Origin of the sequence: Pseudoalteromonas sp. 20-MNA-CIBAN-0454, assembly GCF_040308685.1 — a bacterium.
GTDB lineage: Bacteria > Pseudomonadota > Gammaproteobacteria > Enterobacterales > Alteromonadaceae > Pseudoalteromonas > Pseudoalteromonas nigrifaciens.
In genome coordinates this window covers 43442-63046 of record NZ_JBEOOB010000011.1, presented here as the reverse complement: position 1 = coordinate 63046, position 19605 = coordinate 43442, and the positions used below count along the sequence as shown (strand labels likewise).

Sequence of the window (19605 nt, the reverse complement as noted above, 5' to 3'; positions counted from 1 at the left end):
GAGAATTAATATGTCAGCTAAACATCCTATTATTGCAATAACCGGCTCTTCAGGTGCGGGGACAACTACCACCACGAATGCAATTAAACATATTTTTCGTAGCCTTAACATTAGTGCGGCTTTTATCGAAGGGGATAGCTTTCATCGTTACACTCGCCCTGAAATGGAAAAAAAAGTACGTGACGCGCAACAAGAAGGCAAACATATTAGCTACTTTGGCCGCGAAGCCAACGACTTTGGTTTACTAGAAACCCTATTTGATAGCTACGGTGAAACCGGCCAAGGTAAACTGCGTCGTTATTTACATACCTTTGACGAAGCGGTCCCTTACAACCAATTGCCCGGCACATTTACTCCGTGGCAAAACCTAGAGCAAAATACCGATTTATTATTTTACGAAGGATTGCATGGCGCTGTTGTAGATCAAGAGCACAATGTGGATGTAGCAAAACATGTAGATTTACTTATTGGTATGGTGCCCATTATCAACCTTGAGTGGATCCAAAAGCTGATCCGCGACACCTCTGATCGTGGTCACTCACGCGAAGCGGTAATGGGATCTATAGTGCGCAGTATGGACGATTATATTAACCATATTACTCCACAATTTTCACGCACCCATATTAACTTTCAACGAGTCCCTACCGTAGATACCTCTAACCCGTTCAGCGCAAAAGACATTCCATCACTCGATGAAAGCTTTGTGGTGATCCGCTTTAGGGGCATTGAAGATGTCGATTTTCCGTACTATTTACAGATGATCCAAGGTAGCTTTATGTCGCGTATTAATACCTTGGTAGTGCCTGGCGGTAAAATGGGCTTGGCAATGGAGTTGGTACTTACCCCACTCATTAAAGATATTATTTTAAAAAAACGAGCATTAGAAAACCTAGCACCACTGGATTTACCTATTTGATATTGGATAACCCACAGCCCTTTTTTGTTAAAGCCAACTCACGTACACTGCTGATTTTGCTTAAAGTGAGATCAGCATGTCGCAACCATTAAAAGTTATTGTGGGCTCTAAAAACCCAGTAAAAATAAATGCTGCTAAGTGCATTTTTAGCATATATTTTCCAGAGCGTGACATTGACTGCCAAGGTGTAAATGCTCCCTCGGGTGTGCCTGATCAACCTATTGGTGAAGAGCAAACTCGCATTGGCGCACAAAACCGAGTGAATTACTGCAAAGAGCACTACCAAGCCCACTATTATGTGGCCATGGAAGGCGGTGCAGAGCAATTTAGTTACGGTGCCGCAACCTTTGCCTATGTAGTTATCGATAACGCGGTAAATCAAGTTGTAGGGCGCAGTAGCAACCTACCTTTGCCGCAAATACTGTATAACGCATTACTTAATGGTGCAGAGCTTGGCGATGTTATGGATAAGGCTTTTAATACCACCAATATAAAGCAGCAAGGCGGCGCTATTGGTTTACTCACTAATAACCACGCCACCCGCGAAAGTACCTATACTCAGGCACTTACTTTGGCCATGGCACCTTTTTTACATTCAGCGCTTTATTGCCAAACAAATTAATTTTAGGAAGTTTAATGAAATACAGTTACGTGCTGTTTGATGCAGACGAAACCTTGTTTAGATTTGATATTTTAGCGGGCATGACTCGCATGTTTAAAACATATAACGTAGATTTTAGCCAAGCCGACTATCTTCATTATCAAAAAACCAATAAGCAACTATGGGTTGATTACCAAAATGGCGACATTAGTGCCGACTACTTGCAGGTTACTCGCTTTAGCGAATGGGCTACTAAACTAAATGTGCCAGCAAAAGAGCTTAATGATGCATTTTTAGATGCTATGGCAGAAATATGCGAGCCGCTACCCGGTGCCATAGAGCTGTTAAATAAACTTAAGCCCCACGCTAAGTTGGGTATTATTACTAATGGTTTTGCACGTTTACAAACCGTGCGCCTTGAGCATACTGGTTTAAAAGATATGTTTGAATGGTTAGTCATTTCTGAATTAGTGGGCATAGCTAAGCCTAATAAAGCTATTTTTGACCATACCTTTGAATTAATGGGTAACCCAGATAAAAGCCAAATATTAATGGTTGGCGATACTGCCACAAGCGATATTTTAGGCGGTAATAATGCGGGGATTGATACCTGCTGGTTACAACACCCAAACGAGCAGTTGCCCGAGGGTATAAAGCCTACCTATACCGTTACTCATTTGAAGCAGTTACAAAGTATTTTAGAGCTGTAGCTGTAGGTAGCTACGCACTTAAAGTATTTTCAATAGGCAAAAAAAATGACGCTAATTAGCGTCATTTTTTATAACTGTGTGAGCAATAAATTAGGCTGGCGCTAATTCAAGGCCGGGTGCAGGCATCGTTACAGGCGTTTCAAAGGTTGCCCACTCCCATGCTGACTCAGTAGCCATTAATTTACGTAGTAATTTATTATTTAAATCGTGACCCGATTTAAATGCAGTTACTTTACCTAAAATGTTATGACCTGTCATAAACATGTCACCAACACAGTCTAATATCTTATGCTTAACAAACTCATCGCTGTAGCGTAAACCGTTTGGATTTAACACTTTAAACTCATCAAGTACTACTGCGCTATCCATGCTGCCACCTAATGCTAGGTTGTTAGCATGCATATATTCAATGTCTTTCATAAAACCAAAAGTACGTGCACGGCTAATTTCTTCAATAAAGCTTTTCGTCGTAATATCTAAACCAATACGTTGGCGACTTTCATTGATAGCTGGGTGATCAAAGGCAATTTCAAAGTCGATATGAAAACCGTCATACGGTTCTAACTCGGCCCATTTATCGCCTTCTTCAATACGTACTTTTTCTTTAATACGAATAAAGCGTTTTGCTGCATTTTGCTCTTCAATACCGCCTTTTTGTAACAAATAAATGAATGGTAATGCACTACCATCCATTATTGGCACTTCTGAGCTATCTAATTCTACAATTAGATTATCAATACCCATTGCAGCAACAGCGGCAATAAGATGCTCAGTAGTTGATAAGCGAACACCATCTTTGTTAATTAAACAGGTACATAATTGCGTATCACCAACGGCTTCAGGTGTTGTTTCAAAATCAACAACCGGATCAAGGTCGACACGACGAAATACAATCCCAGTATTTGCGCTCGCAGGTCGGAGAGTTATTGTGACCTTCTCACCTTTATGAAGTCCAATTCCTATGGCTTTGACTACTTGTGCAATCGTTCGCTGTTTAATCATAGGTTCGCTCACTTAAATTCAGTTACAGTTAGACGGCGGATACTAACATAAATACGCCGCAATTGCAATATTCGTTCACATTTCAAACGAAATACTGTTTATATTAATCAGCTTGTTTACGTAAAAAAGCAGGAATATCAAAATAATCTCCGCCTTCTGACTTATCTGATTTTTTGTTACTTGGCGCTGCAGCACTCGTTGTGCTTTTGTTAGCACTAGATGAAGTTGTTTTTTCGTCACTTTCAACTTGCGTCTTTGCTGTGTTTTCTTCAGCGCTTGTGCCTTGGCTTGCAAAGCTTGGTACGTACATGCTGCTACTTTGGTTTGAAGTGCTGGCTACATCAGAACCTGATGCTTTTTTAAAGCCATTATCAACAATGCCAAACTGCGGACGACGATCGCCACCTAAGCCAGTTGCAACTACAGTTACACGTAATTCATCGGTCATTTCAGGGTCAATTACTGCACCTACAACCACAGTAGCATTTTCTGATGCCAATGCTTTTACGTGGTTACCAACAATCTCAAATTCTTCAATCGCAATGTCCATACCCGCAGTAATATTAACCAAGATACCTTTAGCACCTGTTAAATCTACGTCTTCAAGTAATGGGCTTGAGATAGCCGCTTCTGCTGCTTCTTGTGCACGATCAGGACCTGATGCAGACGCAGTACCCATCATTGCAGGACCCATTGCTGACATTACTGTACGTACGTCGGCGAAATCCACGTTGATCAGACCAGAGCGAGTAATTAACTCTGCAATACCCTGAACCGCACCAAATAATACGTCGTTAGCTTTAGCGAAGGCATCTAAAAGTGTAGTCCCTTTTCCTAAAACTTTAAGCAGTTTATTGTTTGGAATTGTAATAAGTGAATCTACAATTTCTGACAATTCATTAATGCCTTGTTCAGCAGCTGCAGCTCGCTTTTTACCTTCAAAGTCAAAAGGACGTGTAACTACTGCTACGGTTAAAATACCAAGCTCTTTTGCAATTTTTGCCACTACAGGCGCTGCACCAGTACCAGTACCGCCGCCCATACCTGCTGCAATAAATACCATGTCGGCACCTTCAAGGCTGGCACGAATTGTATCAGCATCTTCTTCAGCTGATTGACGACCTATTTCAGGGTTTGCACCGGCTCCTAACCCAGAGGTTATTTGCGTGCCTAATTGTACAGTAACGTGCGCTGCTGAGTTACGTAATGCTTGTGCGTCTGTATTAGCAGCAATAAAGCATACGCCTTCAATTTGCTGTTTTACCATGTGCTCAACAGCGTTACCGCCGCCGCCGCCCACGCCAATTACTTTTATTACAGCTTCTTCGCTATGTTGTTCCATCATATCAAACATGTTTACTCTCCGACTTGAGTACTAAAACTCGCCTTGGAACCACTTAGTAATGCGGCTCCATAAATTATTATTCCCTTCTGCTTTCAACTTTTGTGCATTCATTGATTGCATGGTACGCCCGTATTGTAACAAACCAACAGCGGTTGCGTACGAAGGATCGTCCACATAGTCTGTCAAACCAACTATCCCAATTGGTTTGCCTATTCTTACCGGCATTTGGAAAATATCTTCTGCTACTTCCATTGCGCCGGCCATTTTAGCAGTTCCGCCTGTGATAACGAGACCTGCTGCAATTTGGTCTTCTAACCCTGAGCGACGAATTTCTTCCATCGCTAATTCAAATAATTCTCTAAATCTTGGCTCTACCACTTCCGATAATGTATGACGCGACATTAATCTAGCTGGGCGTCCGCCTACACTCGGTACTTCTATGGTGTCTTCATTACTGGCCATTTGGCTACTAGCACAGGCGTATTGTACTTTGAGTGCCTCTGCATGTGATATAGGTGTGCGAAATATTTTTGCTATATCGCCAGTTACTTGGTTACCCGCCACCGGAATAACCGCTGAGTGACGCAGTGCACCATTAATGTATATAGTGATATCCATAGTGCCACCACCAATATCAAGTACTGCTACTCCCAGCTCTTTTTCATCATCGGTCAGTACCGAGTAACATGAGGCAAGTGCAGTAAAAATAAGCTGGTCAACTTCAAGCCCACAACGCTGTACACATTTTTCGATATTTTTTGCCATATCGTTTGAGCACGTAATAATGTGAGCACGTGCTTCCATACGTACGCCGCTCATACCGAGTGGATTTTTAATCCCCTCTTGCATGTCGATACTGTATTCTTGTGGTAACGCATGTAGCATTTTACGCTCTGCTGAAATAGGCACTGAGCGGGCAATATGAATCACATTTTCAATGTCTTCATCGGTTACTTCGGTGTTGTTAATTGCTACTACACCGCTTTCGTTTTGGCATTGTATATGCTTGCCAGAGATACCAAGGTACACTGAGCTAATACGACAATCAGCCATCAATTCGGCTTCGTCTATGGCTCGGCGAATAGACTCAGATACTAAGTTTAAATCGTTTACGCCGCCTTTATCCATACCTCGGGATATTTGCGTGCCTACACCAACAATACTGAGTTTGTTGTCTGCGGTGATTTCACCTACCGTTGCAATCACTTTTGAGGTGCCAACGTCTAATCCAATCACTAGGTTTCTTTCTGCTGACTTAGTCATGCCTTACTCTTATTTTGTAATTGTTCTTCTTGCAATGGCTTAAAGCTGACTGCAAGGCCAGTATCGTAGCGTAAATCGATTGCATCTATTTGAGCATCTGCACGCTTTTCCATGCGTGGATAAACGTCTATAAAACGCTGTACACGCTTAGCTTTGTCTTTGCGCCCTAAATTTAAGCGCACTCCATTATCTAGCCACAACTGCCATGAGAAACGCTCCGATAACGCTAAACTTTTTAACGTTAATGCGTTTACTTTTAGCATTTCGTCAAATTGCTGAAACGCAATCCATGCTTCTTGCTCACTGCCCTCTGGGCCATATAGTTGAGGTAAGTTTTTACTTAACTTATTACTTTTAGCTTCAAATGCATCGCCGTTTTGATTAAGTAACAAGTCACTATTCCAATGCGCAACAGCGCGGTGCTCAACTACATAAACTTGCAGTGTGTCGGGCCATTGTTTACGCACCGATACACTTGCCACCCAAGGTAAATCTTGTACCAATTGCTGTACATGCTTTACATTAAGGTCAAAAAAGCTAGTTAAATCTGCTTTTTTAATCGCCCTAATAATAGCGATTTCGTCGGTATATTTAGGATTACCCTGCACCGTTAAGTGTTTAATTTGGGCATCTTTATTTTCTACCAACCAATCCGATACACCTGTAGTAATTTGCACTAAGCCGATTACCACAGCTAGAAAAAAACTCACCCCAAAAATTAGCGACCAGTTAAGTTGCTGTTTGATTTGTAGCGTTTTTTCTAAAAGGGGATGCATATTAAAGTGTTTGCTCCAAAATGCGAACAACTAATTGCTCAAAACTTGCACCATGTGCTTTTGCCGCCATAGGTACAAGCGACTTTTCGGTCATACCGGGTACTGTATTTACTTCTAATAAGTAAAAATTACCTTGCTGATCTTGCATTGCATCTACGCGTCCCCAGCCGCTAGCACCTACTAAATCAAATGCATCGAGTGCCATTGCTTGTAAGTGCTCGGTATCTGCAGGCGATAAATCTGCAGGGCAATGATACTGCGTGGTGGTTGCTTGATATTTAGCTTGGTAATCATAAAAACCATTGGGGGTTGTCATTTCGATTACTGGCAACACTTCATCGCCTAATACCGTTATGGTAAATTCGCGGCCACTGATCCACTGTTCAACTAGCACTTGGCTATCAAACTTAAACGCATTACTCAGTGCATCTTCAAGCTCTTGTGGCGTGCTTGCTTGTGCCATACCAATACTTGAGCCTTCGTGTGACGGCTTTACCATCACTTTTTTAAATTGCTGCATTATTGCCGCTGCATCAAAGCCTTTTTTGGCATCAACCACGGTATAAGGAGCGGTACTTAACCCTGCCGATTTAAATAAATGCTTACAACGCACTTTATCCATAGCCAGCGCTGAGCCTAGTACGTTACTGCCAGTATACGGCAGGTTCATAAATTCAAGCGCACCTTGCACTGTACCGTCTTCGCCACCACGACCATGCAGTGCAATGAACACTCTATCAATTGCTAACTCATTTAGCTCCCATAACGGGCGCTCTTTTGGGTCAAAGGCAATGGCGTTTATGCCATGATTTTGCAATGCATTTAATACCGCTTGTCCTGATCTTAATGACACTTCACGCTCTGCTGAGTTACCCCCTAACAGCACCGCTACTTTACCAAACTGCGTATTTAACTGTGTCATACTTCACCTTGTTTAAGTTTTTCTATCGACATACCCGTAGCGGCTAAGGTTTTTACTAATTGCCCTATGTTGCCAGCCCCTTGGGTTAATACTAAATCGTTATTTTGTAAGCAATCGGCTAATACGCTTGCCAGCTCTGCGCTATTAGCTACGTGGCGGGGCTCTTTACCGCGCTGGCGTAAACTACGGCATAAGCTTTTACTATCTGCGCCTACAATTGGCTCTTCGCCAGCACTGTATACATCGAGTAGTAACAACTGATCAACCTCGGCTAATACCTTTACAAAATCTTCGTACAAGTCGCGAGTACGAGTAAAGCGATGAGGTTGATACACCATAACTAAACGCTTATCTGGCCAGCCTTCACGAGCAGCGGTAATAGTGGCGGCCACTTCTGACGGATGATGCCCATAATCGTCAACTAACATTACGCTGCCACGTTCGTTTTCAAATTCACCGTAGTGCTGAAAACGTCGGCCAATACCTTCAAATTTTTGCAATGCTTCTAAAATAGCGAAATTAGCAATATTTTGATCTTTTGCTACCGCTATAGCTGCAGTGGCATTAAGTGCATTATGCTTGCCTGGCATATTTAGCGTTGCGGTTAAGCTCTCGCCTTGTTTATTGGTTACCGTAAACTTGCACGTGTTTGCCGACTGGCTAAAGTCGCTCATGCGATAATCCGCATCGCTCGACTCGCCATAAGTAATCACTGGGCGACCAAAACGCGGTATAAGCTCGCTCGCTACTTCAGAGTCAATACACACTACAGCTAAGCCATAAAACGGCAGGTTATGAATAAAGTCCACATAAGTGTCTTTCATTTTTTCTAGGCTGCCGCCATAGGTTTCCATGTGATCTTCTTCAATATTAGTGATCACCGATACCATTGGCTGTAAGTGTAAAAATGAGGCATCGCTTTCATCCGCTTCGGCGATTAAAAAGTCGCTTTTACCTACTTTTGCATTGCTGCCGGCACTATTTAACAAGCCACCAATTATAAATGTTGGATCAAGGCCAGCTTGTGCATAAATACTGGCAATTAAACTGGTTGTTGTAGTTTTACCGTGTGTACCCGCAATAGCTATACCGTGGCGAAAGCGCATTAGCTCAGCGAGCATTTCGGCGCGGCGTACCACAGGTACTCTTGCGGCCTTTGCGGCTATAATTTCTGGATTTGTTTCATCAATAGCACTGGAAACAACCACTACATTGGCATCTTTTACGTTATTTTCGTGATGCCCAATAAACACCTCTGCACCGGCTTTAATTAACCTGTCTGTCATAGCGCTGTGCGCAATGTCTGAACCGGTAATCCTATAACCTTCAAACGCGAGTACTTCGGCAATGCCGCCCATGCCTGCGCCGCCAATACCAACAAAGTGGATGGTTTCAATGCGACGCATTGCTGGTCGTGTATATTGCTCTCTTATTGACGTTTGTTTCACTTATGCTCTCTTATTGGTTACTTGCTCACAGTGCATAGCTACGCTTGCTGTGGCATCTAAAATGGCTTGCTGTTTTGCATTTGCCGCCATTTCTTTAATTAATGAAGGTTTAGCTAAATATGGGCTTAAAAGCGCAACAATTGATTGTTGATTAAACTGCCCTTGTGGCATTAGTAATGCACCATTTGCCACAACTAAATACTGTGCGTTAGCTGTTTGATGGTCGTCCACCGCATGCGGAAAAGGCACAAACACTGCCATTTTACCAGCAGCGGCAATTTCACTCACAGTGAGCGCGCCCGAGCGGCAAATAACAATATCAGCCCAGCCGTAAGCTGTGTCTATATCATCTATAAATTCAGCTACTTTTGTATTTTCAGTGCTAAATTCATGCGACTTATAAGCAGCTTCAACACTGCCTAAGTGCCCTTTACCCGTTTGGTGCCAAACACTTATAGCATTGGTATTACCCAGCTCTGCAAACGCAGCAGGCAAAGTTGTATTAAGTACTTGCGCCCCTAATGAGCCGCCTACCACTAAAATATTAATTGGGCTTGATACTTCTCGCACTGCAATATTTGCCACGCTTTCTCGCACTGGATTACCAACTAACTCGGCTTGCCCTGTAGCAAATGCACTTGGAAAAGCCGCCAATACCCGATTAGCAAACTTAGCAAGCCACTTATTGCTCATACCGGCAATGGCGTTTTGCTCATGGATCACCAGCGGAATACCTAAACTTTTAGCTGCAATACCTGTTGGGCCAGTTACATAACCGCCCATAGCGAGTACCACATCGGGCTTTTCGCTTTTCAATACCTTACGCGCTTGTAATATTGCATTAAGCACCATGAATGGGGCTTTAATAAGACGCTTTATTCCGTTACCACGTACGCCTTTTACATTAATAAAATTGATATCAATATTATGCTTAGGAACAACCGTTGCTTCCATTCTATCGGGAGTGCCTATCCAACTTACTTGCCAGCCTTGCTGCTTTAAGTAGTCGGCCACAGCAATACCCGGAAATATATGTCCGCCAGTACCACCGGCAACTACAACACACTTTTTACTCATCGCTTAGCTCCACCTGACGTGGCTTGTTTGGTCGCCATTTTAGTTTCAAAATCAACACGTAATAAAATACCAGCAGCAATTGTCATCATGAGTAAACTCGACCCACCGTAAGAAATAAACGGCAGTGTTAACCCTTTAGTAGGTAAAATACCCGCACTTGCGCCTACGTTCACCATGGTTTGAAAAGCAAACCAAATACCTATTGCCAACGCTAAATAGCCTTCGTATTCTTTACCATTTTTAAGTGCATTTTGGCCAATTAGTAAGGCTCTAAACACTAAGGTGCCTAATACTATTAATATGCTCGATACACCAACAAAACCAAGCTCTTCGGCTATTACCGCAAAAATAAAATCGGTATGCGCCTCGGGTAAGTATTGTAGCTTTTGTACGCTGTTACCTAGGCCTTGGCCAAACCAATCACCTTGACTGTAAGCCATTAACGATTGCACTAACTGATACCCTTTGCCAAATGGATCGTCCCACGGTTCTAAAAAGCCAATAACCCGCGCCATACGGTATGGTTCTAGCACTATTAGCCCGATAACCAAGGCAACACCGGTTAGAATTAATACAAAAAACTGCCAAAGTTTGGCACCAGCTAAAAACAATAAACCCACGGTAGTTACAAACATAACGACCACAGTACCTAAGTCAGGCTGCATTAAAATTAATCCTGCATAAGCCGCAAATACTAGTATTGGCTTAATAAAACCTTTTATGTTTTCTTGGACTTCGCTACGTTTACGCACCAAATAACCTGATATATAACTAAAAAAGAATAGCTTAGCCAGCTCAGATGCCTGAATGTTAAACGGCCCTATGGGTATCCAACGAGTTGAACCGTTTACTTCTCGGCCAACAATAAGCACTATAAGTAATAAGCCTAAACCCACTAACAACAAGTACGGATTCGCTTTTTTCCACCAGCTCATAGGCACTGAAGTGGTGATCCAAAATAAACAAAACGACAAAGCTAAAAATATACCGTGCCGAATAGTAAAATGATAAATATTACCAAATAATCTGTCTGCTGTAGGCATAGATGCACTGGTAACCATGACAAAACCCACCCCCATTAACATCAGCATGCAATACAATAATGGTACATCGTAGAGCTGCGCCGAAGGCTTGGGCGTTAGTGCTTCTTTAATATCGGCAAAGGCCATCATGGCTGTTCCGCCATAACACATTGTATAAAGTCATCGCCGCGTTGCATGTAGTTATTGTACATATCAATACTGGCACAAGCTGGGGCAAGTAACACAATATTACCGGGCTCGCTTAATTGCTTAGCCAGTGTTACCGCTTCGCTCATATTATTGGTTAAATGGCTTTTATTGGTTAATGCCATTAAATCTTTGGCATCTTTTCCAAAGCAAATTAGCGCTTTAACATGCTGCTGTAAGTAAGGTGTAAGGGCGTTTAAATCGGCTCCTTTTGCATCCCCACCAGCAATAACTATTAATTGTTGGCCATTAGTTGCAAGGCTATCTATTGCAGCAATAGTAGCCCCCACATTAGTGGCTTTAGAGTCATTAAAGTATTTAACTCCAGCACGTTCAGCAACAAACTGACAGCGGTGTGCAAGGCCATTGAATTGGCTAAATGCTGTACTGTATTGTGCTTTACTAATATTAAACGGGCTAAGTAGCGCCATTACCGCAAGAGCATTTAAATAATTGTGCTTGCCTACTACTGCCAAGCTAGTTACTGGTAAAAAGGCTTTGTTAGCCTGCATAAAATATGTTTGTTGCTGATATTCGCCTAGGCTGTAATCGCCCTGGTTAGCACCAAAACTTAATTGGGATTTTGCTTTACTATGCGTGGCTTCGTCGTCTGCATTGGTTATCACTAAAGCTGCGTTATTATAAATACTCAGCTTGGAATCTATATAAGCTTGATAACTGGCGTAACGATCGAGGTGATCCTCTGAAACATTCAGCACGGTGGCGCTAATTGGCTGTAAACTTGTTGTGGTATCTAGCTGAAAACTAGACAACTCCAATACGTACACATCAACGTCGTTGTTACTTAAATCACTTTGTAGTAAATCAAGCACTGCGGTGCCAATGTTGCCACCTAATGCTGCTTTATAACCAGCAGCAAGTAATACCTGCTGCGCCAGTGTGACTACTGTGGATTTACCATTAGATCCCGTAACAGCAACCACAGGTTTAGTATTAATACGGGCAAACAACTCAACATCACCAATCACTTCAACGCCTGCGTTTATAGCTTTAGCAATTGCTGGAATTGTTAAGCTAAGGCCTGGGCTAATAATGATCATATCGCTGGCGCAAAGATCGGCACTGTCCAAATCACCAAAACAGGTAGTTAAGGTTGGCGTATTTTGTTTTAGCCAATCAATTCCCGGTGGGTTTATTCGGCTATCAACCACGGTTGGTGTTAAACCCTGAGACACTAAAAAACGCACAATGCCCAGACCGGTTACACCGAGTCCGAGCACTGTTATTTGTTTGTTTTTTATCTCACTTAAGTATCGCATTTATCGAATCTTTAACGTCGCAAGGCCAGCTAACACTAGCACGATTGAAATAATCCAAAAGCGCACAATAACCCGCGGCTCTGGCCAACCTTTTAATTCGTAATGATGATGGATAGGCGCCATTCTAAAAATTCGTTGCCCGCGTAATTTATACGAGCCTACTTGTAAAATAACCGACAAGGCTTCCATTACAAATACTCCCCCCATAATAATAAGCAGTAACTCTTGGCGAACTAATACGGCAATAATACCCAATGCACCGCCTAATGCTAATGAGCCTACATCACCCATAAATACTTGCGCTGGGTAAGTGTTAAACCATAAAAAGCCCAGCCCTGCGCCTACTATTGCGGTACATACCACAACAAGCTCACTGGCCAGCGGTAAATATGGAATATGTAAGTAATTCGAAAAATTCACATTACCAGTTAAGTAAGCAATAATTGCCAGTGCTGCTGCCACTAAAATAGTGGGTACTATGGCAAGGCCATCAAGTCCATCGGTAAGGTTTACCGCGTTTGATGTTCCTACTAACGCAAAGTAGGTAATAACAATGTAAAACAAGCCTAGTTGCGGTAATACATCTTTAAAAAATGGTACAACTAACGAAGTTTCATTGGCTTGAGTGCTGGTAAAAAATAATGCACAAGCAACAACTAAGGCTATAACTGATTGCCAAAAATACTTCCACTTAGCAATTAAACCTTTTGGGTCTTTACGAATAACTTTTCGGTAGTCATCCACAAAGCCAACCACTCCTAACGAGCCAATAACAAATAACGTTGCCCAAACATATTTATTTGATAAATCGGCCCATAATAAGGTACTGGTAAAAATAGCCGCTAAAATCAGTAAGCCACCCATAGTAGGTGTTCCCGATTTTGATAAATGCGATTGTGGACCGTCATCGCGCACTGTTTGCCCTATTTGCATACGTTGCAAAGCGCGAATTAACTTAGGCCCTAAATAAAGCGACATCATTAATGCGGTTAAAATCCCTAAAATCGCACGTAGGGTTAAGTACGAAAAAACATTAAAGCCCGTGTAATATTGGGTTAAATACTCTGCCAGCCAAACTAACATTAAAATACTCCATTGATGGCTTGTTGCTGGCCATTAACTAAATCGGTTACTAAAAGCTCCATGCGAGAACTGCGTGATCCTTTCACGACTATGGTGGTTTTTTTATCTACTTTTTTAATACTTGTTTGAATTTGTTGCAGCATTTGCTCACGGTTTGAAAAGTGTCTATTTGGCAGGCCATACACATCACTGGCATAGCGACTTAATACACCTAAAGTAAACAGCTCATTGATGCCTTGCTCTAATGCATATTCGCCTACTTCTTGATGATATTGACGTGCTTCTTCGCCAAGTTCACCCATGTCGCCCAGTGCTAAAATACGATGCCCTTGCATGTCACTTAGTAAATCAATGGCGGCTTTAACCGATTTAACATTGGCGTTATAGGTATCATCAACCACAGTTAATAAGTCTGAAACATTAATTAAATTAACGCGGCCTTTTACATCTCCCATGGTTGCCAGCGCATTGGCTATATCCTCAAGGGTGACATCAAACTCACTGGTTAGTGCTGCTGCAATAAGTGCATTACTAATATTATGCTTACCTGGTAGCGCAAGCTTAACCGGTATTTGTGCGTTTTTAGTGCATAGGGTAAAGCTAGCGCGAGCATTTTCATCTAGGCTAATATTTTCAGCCCAAATATCGAGTTTTTCACTGCTCGAAAAACGCGTTACTTTACGGCCATCGAGTTTATCTAGCCAATATTGGCTAAACTCACTGTCGCAATTAACAATGGCAACGCCATCATCTTTAAGCCCATCAAAAATTTCGCCTTTGGCTTTAGCCACACCCATTAAGCTGCCAAAACCTTCTAAGTGAGCGGCGGCTACATTACATACCACGGCAACATCGGGTTTGGTCATAGCGGTGGTATAAGCAATTTCACCTAAATGATTTGCACCCAACTCTATAACGGCAAAACGGTGTTGCGGCTCTAAGCGTAATAAGGTTAGCGGTACGCCAATATCGTTATTAAAATTACCTTTAGTGGCTAGTACATCACCATGCACAGATAAAATTGCAGCGCACATTTCTTTTACTGTGGTTTTGCCAACGCTGCCAGTAATGGCAATAGTTTTAGGGGCTACTTGCGCCATTACTGCGCCGCCTATAATTCCCAATGCTAAACGGGGATCGGCAACTATAAACTGTGGAATATCAACATCAACTTTGTGCTGCACAACAACGCCAATCGCACCATTTTGTTTTGCTTGGGCAATAAATTTATGACCATCAAAATTTGGCCCTTTTAGTGCTAAAAATACTTCACCACTGCAAATGCTGCGAGTATCTGTATTTATATTTAGCACTGGTTGATTATCACCTTGATAATCGGTTGCCAGCACGTTAGCTAGCCAATCAAAATCCATCGGGATCATGCTTGAGTCCCTCTTACTGCTTTTTTTAGTTGTTGTTGTACGTAACGGCGATCGCAAAAATCGATGCGCTGTTCACCTATTATTTGATAGTCTTCATGGCCTTTACCAGCAATAAGAATAACCTCGTCTGCTTTGGCATTGTTTATAGCGTAACTAATAGCTGTTGCTCTATCGGCCTCTAAATAAGCTTTTGTTGGCTGCGCTAAACCTTGTGCTACATCGGCAATAATGGCGTCAGGATTTTCTGAACGTGGATTATCACTGGTAATAATAACCTTATCCGCATTTTGCTCTGCCGCTTGTGCCATTAATGCCCGCTTGCCTTTATCGCGGTCGCCACCACAACCAAATACACAACTTACTCCACCAGGTACATGCTGCTGTAATGCTTGCAGCGCAAGCGCAAGTGCCTCGGGTGTGTGAGCGTAATCAACAATACAGGTTGGCTTGCCTTTGGCGCTAAATGCTTGCATGCGTCCGGCTACCGGTTGCAATTGCGCACAGCCTGCAATTAATTGTGCTAGCGGATAACCTAGCCCCAATAAAGTTGCAAGTGCCGCAGTTAAATTATATAAATTAAATTCGCCAAATAACGGCGACTTTATAGCAATATCGCCCCAGCTTGTAGTTAATTGTGCTGCTATGCCTTGCGCTGAATAAGTAACGTCTGAAAAGTACACAAACTGTGCATTTTTAGGTGGCAAGTTTTTTCGCCCGTAACACACTAAACTATTAAAGCTGTATTTTTCGAGCCACTGATCTGTTTGTCCATCATCTTGATTAAGAACCACAAGTTCAGGCTCAAAGTCTTTAAACAACATTAACTTGGCATCACCATAACGCGCCATGTCACCATGGTAATCGAGGTGATCGCGCGATAAATTAGTAAATACCGCCGCTTTAAATTGACACTGTGCAACCCGCTGCTGTACTAATCCGTGGGATGACACTTCCATCGCCACTAGCTTGGTATTTTGCTGCTTTAAATCATTTAAAATTCGTTGTAAATCAACCGACGATGGCGTGGTATTTATTAGTGGTGTTAGATTATCTGGATGACCATAGCCTAAGGTGCCAATAATGGCCGACTGGCTGTTACAAAACTGCGCTAAATGAGCGATCATAGCCGTGGTGGTCGATTTACCGTTTGTACCTGTCACACCAATTAAATCAAGCATATGGCTTGGCTGCTGGTAAAAGCGACTCGCCAGCTCAGGGAGCTTTTTAGTCAGCTCTGACACTAAGTAAAGTGGCTCAAAACTAGTTTCAAATTCGCATAATCTGTCGGCAATAATTGCAACCGCGCCATTTTCAATTGCCTTCGCAATAAATTGTCCGCCATCTAATTGATGACCTTTAATTGCCACAAATACATCACCGGGCGTTACTTCCCGGCTATCAAGGCGTAGGTGCCCTACCTGCTGCGAGGGAGCATCTATCTCTATATATTTTAAAATTGCTTTTAAATCACGCATCGTTCTCTTTACCTTTTACGTACGCTACCTCTTCCTTATCGGGCGCTACGTTTAATATTCTTAATGCGTTAGAGACGATTTCTGCAAATGCAGGGCCAGCAGTGGCACCTCCATAGTACACATCGCCGCCGGGTTCGTTAATCATCACTACCACTGCTAATCTAGGATTACTTGCAGGTGCAATACCGGCAAAGTAGCCTACATATTCGTCACCGTAGCCACCAACAGCTGCTTTTTTAGAAGTACCTGTTTTACCAGCAGCGCGATAACCATCTACGTTAATTCTGCGCGCTGTACCGTCTTTTTCAAATACACTTTCCATCATGTGTACAACCGCTTCTACGTCTTTTTGTTTAAAAACACGCTCCCCCTCAGGGATGTCATCTTGCTTTAAAATGGTTAATGGCCGATTAATTCCGCCTGCGCCTAACATGGTGTAAAAACGTGCCATTTGCGCGGTACTTACCGCAATAGCATAACCAAATGATAATGTAGCAATTTCGAAGTCAGACCAACGGCGATTTGGATAAAACAACCCACTGCTTTCACCCACCATACCGGTGCCAGAATCCGATCCAAATCCTACCTTTTGAAATAATCCCACTAAATAATCTTTGGGTACCAACTGAGTTACTTTAGCAACGCCCATATTTGAGGAATATTTTAAAATTTCGCGCAGCGTCATCTCACCGTGGTTACGGGTATCTTGTACTAAGCTGCCGCCTAATCGCATCCAACCTGGGTAGGTGTCAATGGTGTCATCGGCCTTAATTGCGCCGTAGTCTAGCCCAGCTAAAATGGCTAGAGGCTTAACGGTTGAACCTGGTTCAAACAAATCTGTAATAGCACGGTTACGGCGCTTATGCGGGGCAGCGTCATTTAAATTATTAGGATTAAACGATGGGCTATTTACCATAGCCAATACTTCGCCGGTTTTAACATCTACCACCATGGCAGAGCCAGATGTGGCTTTATAAGTAAGCACTGCCGATTTTAGCGCTTTGTAAGCAATACCTTGAATGCGCTGATCAATACTTAAGTGAATGCTTTCGGGCTCTACACGCTCTCGCTCGTCAAGTACTGCAACTTCACGGCCTTGGGCGTCTTTACGAATTGTACGACGGCCTTCTTCACCTGTAAGGGCATTTTCGTAAAGCTTTTCTATGCCTTCAATACCCTTACCATCAATATTTGTGAAGCCAATAATATGCGCAGTTACTTCGCCTGCGGGATAATAGCGTTTTGACTCGTCGAGTAAATGAATGCCTGGTAGGCGTAAATCACCAATGTAATTTGCCACTGCGGGGGTTACTTGACGCTTTAAATATACAAAGCGGCGCGTTGGATCGTTTAGCAAGCGTGAGTTTATTTTTTTAGGTTCTAAACGTAAAACATCGGCAAGCTCACGCCAGCGCAAATCGTTTTTATAATAAAGTGCAGTACGCTTATCTAGCTCAGCAGCATTTTCTGCTAATGTTTGGTGATCTTCACCATTTTTACGTGCTTGCCTTAGTACTTTAGATACCAATGATTTGTGCAGTGCTTTGGGGTCTGCATACACACTCACTACAGGTACACTTACCGCTAATTCTTTACCATTGCGGTCAAATATCATGCCTCGTTGTACATGCAGCTTTTCAACTCGCACCGTACGCTTATCGCTTTCTGATCGGGCTTTATCTGGTTCTAATATTTGCAAATAAGCAGCACGGGCTACGAGTGTTACAAACACTAAAAACACCACTGCGCAAACTAAAGTAAAGCGCCATGTGATTAAATTATTAACCGGTTTTTTGCCGCGAGTTCTCATTGTAGTATTATCACCTGCTCATCTTGGCTGGTTGGCCGTTTCATTTTTAACTGCGATATAGCAACTTCTTCAATGCGTGCATGCTGAGAGTAAAACTCTTCTTCTACTAATAAGTAACGCCACTCTAAATCTAATTCGTCGCGTTGTTGCAGTAACGAGTCTTGCTCGATAAGTTGCCCTCGCGCAAGGTGCGTTATTTGCACCAAAGTTAAACTAGAAGCGAGTATCACAACCAATAAGGCCGAGGTAAGCTTATTAGCACCTAGGCCTTTAATTATTTCAAAAAATAAATTAGGTTGACGATAGCTCGCTTTTTTACTCATCCCAGCCTCTGCGCAATCCTAAGTACAGAGCTACGTGAACGTGGGTTACGCTCTACTTCTGCAGCGCTTGGCTTAATGGCTTTACCCACAGCTTTTAATGTCAAATTTTGATTTATTTGTGCGTCAGTTAAAGGTAAACCTCGAGGTAGCGTCTCGCCACGGCTTTGCTTTCTAATAAATTGTTTTACAATACGATCCTCTAAAGAGTGGAACGAAATAACAACTAAGCGACCACCTGGCTTAAGAACTTTAATCGCAGATTGTAATGCTGTTTGAATTTCTTCTAATTCACTATTTATATAAATGCGAATAGCCTGAAAAGTTCGTGTAGCTGGGTGTTTAAATTTATCTTTAACCGGTACCGCTTCATCTACCAAGTCGGCAAGCTGCTTAGTGGTGGTAATTGGCGTATGTTCGCGAACTTCCAGCACTTTGTGCGCAATGCGCTTACCAAACTTTTCTTCACCTAGTTTTTTAATAACATGGGTAATATCGTCAAGTTCAGCTTCGGCCAGCCACTGTGCAGCACTGCGCCCTGTGGTTGGATCCATGCGCATATCCAGCGGGCCATCTTTCATAAAGCTAAAGCCACGCAGTGCATCGTCAAGCTGTGGCGACGACACGCCAATATCAAGTAAAATGCCATCAACTTTGCCAATCAGATCGTTTTGCTCAGCCACATCGTATAGGTTTGAAAAGCGTGTATGAGCAATTGCAAAGCGTGGATCATCTGCAAATTTTTCAGCCGATTTAATTGCTTGTGGATCTTGATCTATGGCCTGTAGGCGACCTTCACTACCAAGGCGCGCTAATATTTGACCTGAATGACCGCCACGTCCAAAAGTGCCATCCATGTATATACCGTCTGGCTTAATTGCAAGTGCATCTATGGTTTCGTCCATAAGCACGGATACGTGTTCAAATTGTGCTGTCATTAGCTATTGTTTGCCTTTTATTGTGCCG

18 protein-coding genes are annotated in these 19605 nt (G+C 42.6%); 3 read left to right on the top strand and 15 right to left on the bottom strand.

What is annotated here, in order from left to right:
- Positions 1-10: 10 nt before the first annotated feature.
- From AAEZ22_RS07470 to yjjG, 3 genes are all read left to right on the top strand, one after another.
- The gene (locus AAEZ22_RS07470; protein ID WP_011329143.1) at positions 11-916 is read left to right on the top strand and encodes a phosphoribulokinase; all 906 of its coding nucleotides are present in this window, start codon (positions 11-13) and stop codon (positions 914-916) included.
- 76 nt (positions 917-992) lie between these two features.
- A complete protein-coding gene (yjjX, locus tag AAEZ22_RS07465; protein ID WP_341255271.1) occupies positions 993-1538 on the top strand; it encodes an inosine/xanthosine triphosphatase in 546 nt (181 codons plus the stop codon).
- A gap of 14 nt (positions 1539-1552) precedes the next feature.
- Positions 1553-2227, top strand: coding sequence for a pyrimidine 5'-nucleotidase (gene yjjG / locus AAEZ22_RS07460; protein ID WP_011329145.1), 675 nt, complete (start codon positions 1553-1555; stop codon positions 2225-2227).
- 90 nt (positions 2228-2317) lie between these two features.
- Here the strand turns inward: yjjG and lpxC are convergent, their stop codons facing one another.
- The 15 genes from lpxC to rsmH all read right to left on the bottom strand — a co-directional run bounded on the left by lpxC (position 2318) and on the right by rsmH (position 19577).
- Complete coding sequence (gene lpxC / locus AAEZ22_RS07455; protein ID WP_011329146.1) at positions 2318-3229, bottom strand: UDP-3-O-acyl-N-acetylglucosamine deacetylase; 912 nt, start codon at positions 3227-3229, stop codon at positions 2318-2320.
- A gap of 103 nt (positions 3230-3332) precedes the next feature.
- Complete coding sequence (gene ftsZ, locus AAEZ22_RS07450; RefSeq protein ID WP_011329147.1) at positions 3333-4583, bottom strand: cell division protein FtsZ; 1251 nt, start codon at positions 4581-4583, stop codon at positions 3333-3335.
- 21 nt (positions 4584-4604) lie between these two features.
- On the bottom strand, positions 4605-5837 hold the full coding sequence (gene ftsA, locus AAEZ22_RS07445) for a cell division protein FtsA (protein ID WP_011329148.1): 1233 nt from the start codon (positions 5835-5837) through the stop codon (positions 4605-4607).
- Positions 5834-6613 (bottom strand): cell division protein FtsQ/DivIB, encoded by a 780-nt coding sequence (locus AAEZ22_RS07440; RefSeq protein WP_011329149.1) that lies wholly within the window; start codon positions 6611-6613, stop codon positions 5834-5836. Before AAEZ22_RS07440 ends, ftsA begins: the two co-directional genes overlap by 4 nt.
- 1 nt (position 6614) lies before the next feature.
- Positions 6615-7535: a D-alanine--D-alanine ligase gene (locus AAEZ22_RS07435; RefSeq protein ID WP_011329150.1), complete on the bottom strand. Its 921-nt coding sequence runs from the start codon at positions 7533-7535 to the stop codon at positions 6615-6617.
- Positions 7532-8941 carry a UDP-N-acetylmuramate--L-alanine ligase gene (gene murC / locus AAEZ22_RS07430; RefSeq protein ID WP_225740939.1) on the bottom strand — a complete coding sequence of 470 codons (1410 nt, stop codon included), beginning with the start codon at positions 8939-8941 and terminating at the stop codon, positions 7532-7534. Before murC ends, AAEZ22_RS07435 begins: the two co-directional genes overlap by 4 nt.
- Before the next feature lie 42 nt (positions 8942-8983).
- Positions 8984-10060 (bottom strand): undecaprenyldiphospho-muramoylpentapeptide beta-N-acetylglucosaminyltransferase, encoded by a 1077-nt coding sequence (gene murG / locus AAEZ22_RS07425; protein WP_350628189.1) that lies wholly within the window; start codon positions 10058-10060, stop codon positions 8984-8986.
- On the bottom strand, positions 10057-11232 hold the full coding sequence (gene ftsW / locus AAEZ22_RS07420; RefSeq protein WP_041454565.1) for a cell division protein FtsW: 1176 nt from the start codon (positions 11230-11232) through the stop codon (positions 10057-10059). Before ftsW ends, murG begins: the two co-directional genes overlap by 4 nt.
- Positions 11229-12569, bottom strand: a complete 1341-nt coding sequence (gene murD, locus AAEZ22_RS07415) for a UDP-N-acetylmuramoyl-L-alanine--D-glutamate ligase (RefSeq protein ID WP_306287750.1) — start codon at positions 12567-12569, stop codon at positions 11229-11231. Before murD ends, ftsW begins: the two co-directional genes overlap by 4 nt.
- Complete coding sequence (mraY, locus tag AAEZ22_RS07410; protein ID WP_011329155.1) at positions 12570-13652, bottom strand: phospho-N-acetylmuramoyl-pentapeptide-transferase; 1083 nt, start codon at positions 13650-13652, stop codon at positions 12570-12572. It lies immediately after the preceding gene.
- Positions 13652-15034, bottom strand: a complete 1383-nt coding sequence (locus tag AAEZ22_RS07405; protein WP_352296705.1) for a UDP-N-acetylmuramoyl-tripeptide--D-alanyl-D-alanine ligase — start codon at positions 15032-15034, stop codon at positions 13652-13654. The genes mraY and AAEZ22_RS07405 overlap by 1 nt, the downstream gene beginning before the upstream one ends.
- Positions 15031-16509 (bottom strand): UDP-N-acetylmuramoyl-L-alanyl-D-glutamate--2,6-diaminopimelate ligase, encoded by a 1479-nt coding sequence (gene murE, locus AAEZ22_RS07400; RefSeq protein ID WP_306287749.1) that lies wholly within the window; start codon positions 16507-16509, stop codon positions 15031-15033. The genes AAEZ22_RS07405 and murE overlap by 4 nt, the downstream gene beginning before the upstream one ends.
- Positions 16502-18319 carry a penicillin-binding transpeptidase domain-containing protein gene (locus AAEZ22_RS07395; protein ID WP_352296702.1) on the bottom strand — a complete coding sequence of 606 codons (1818 nt, stop codon included), beginning with the start codon at positions 18317-18319 and terminating at the stop codon, positions 16502-16504. Before AAEZ22_RS07395 ends, murE begins: the two co-directional genes overlap by 8 nt.
- On the bottom strand, positions 18316-18642 hold the full coding sequence (gene ftsL, locus AAEZ22_RS07390) for a cell division protein FtsL (RefSeq protein WP_011329159.1): 327 nt from the start codon (positions 18640-18642) through the stop codon (positions 18316-18318). The genes AAEZ22_RS07395 and ftsL overlap by 4 nt, the downstream gene beginning before the upstream one ends.
- On the bottom strand, positions 18639-19577 hold the full coding sequence (gene rsmH / locus AAEZ22_RS07385) for a 16S rRNA (cytosine(1402)-N(4))-methyltransferase RsmH (protein WP_089368734.1): 939 nt from the start codon (positions 19575-19577) through the stop codon (positions 18639-18641). Before rsmH ends, ftsL begins: the two co-directional genes overlap by 4 nt.
- Positions 19578-19605: the final 28 nt, after the last annotated feature.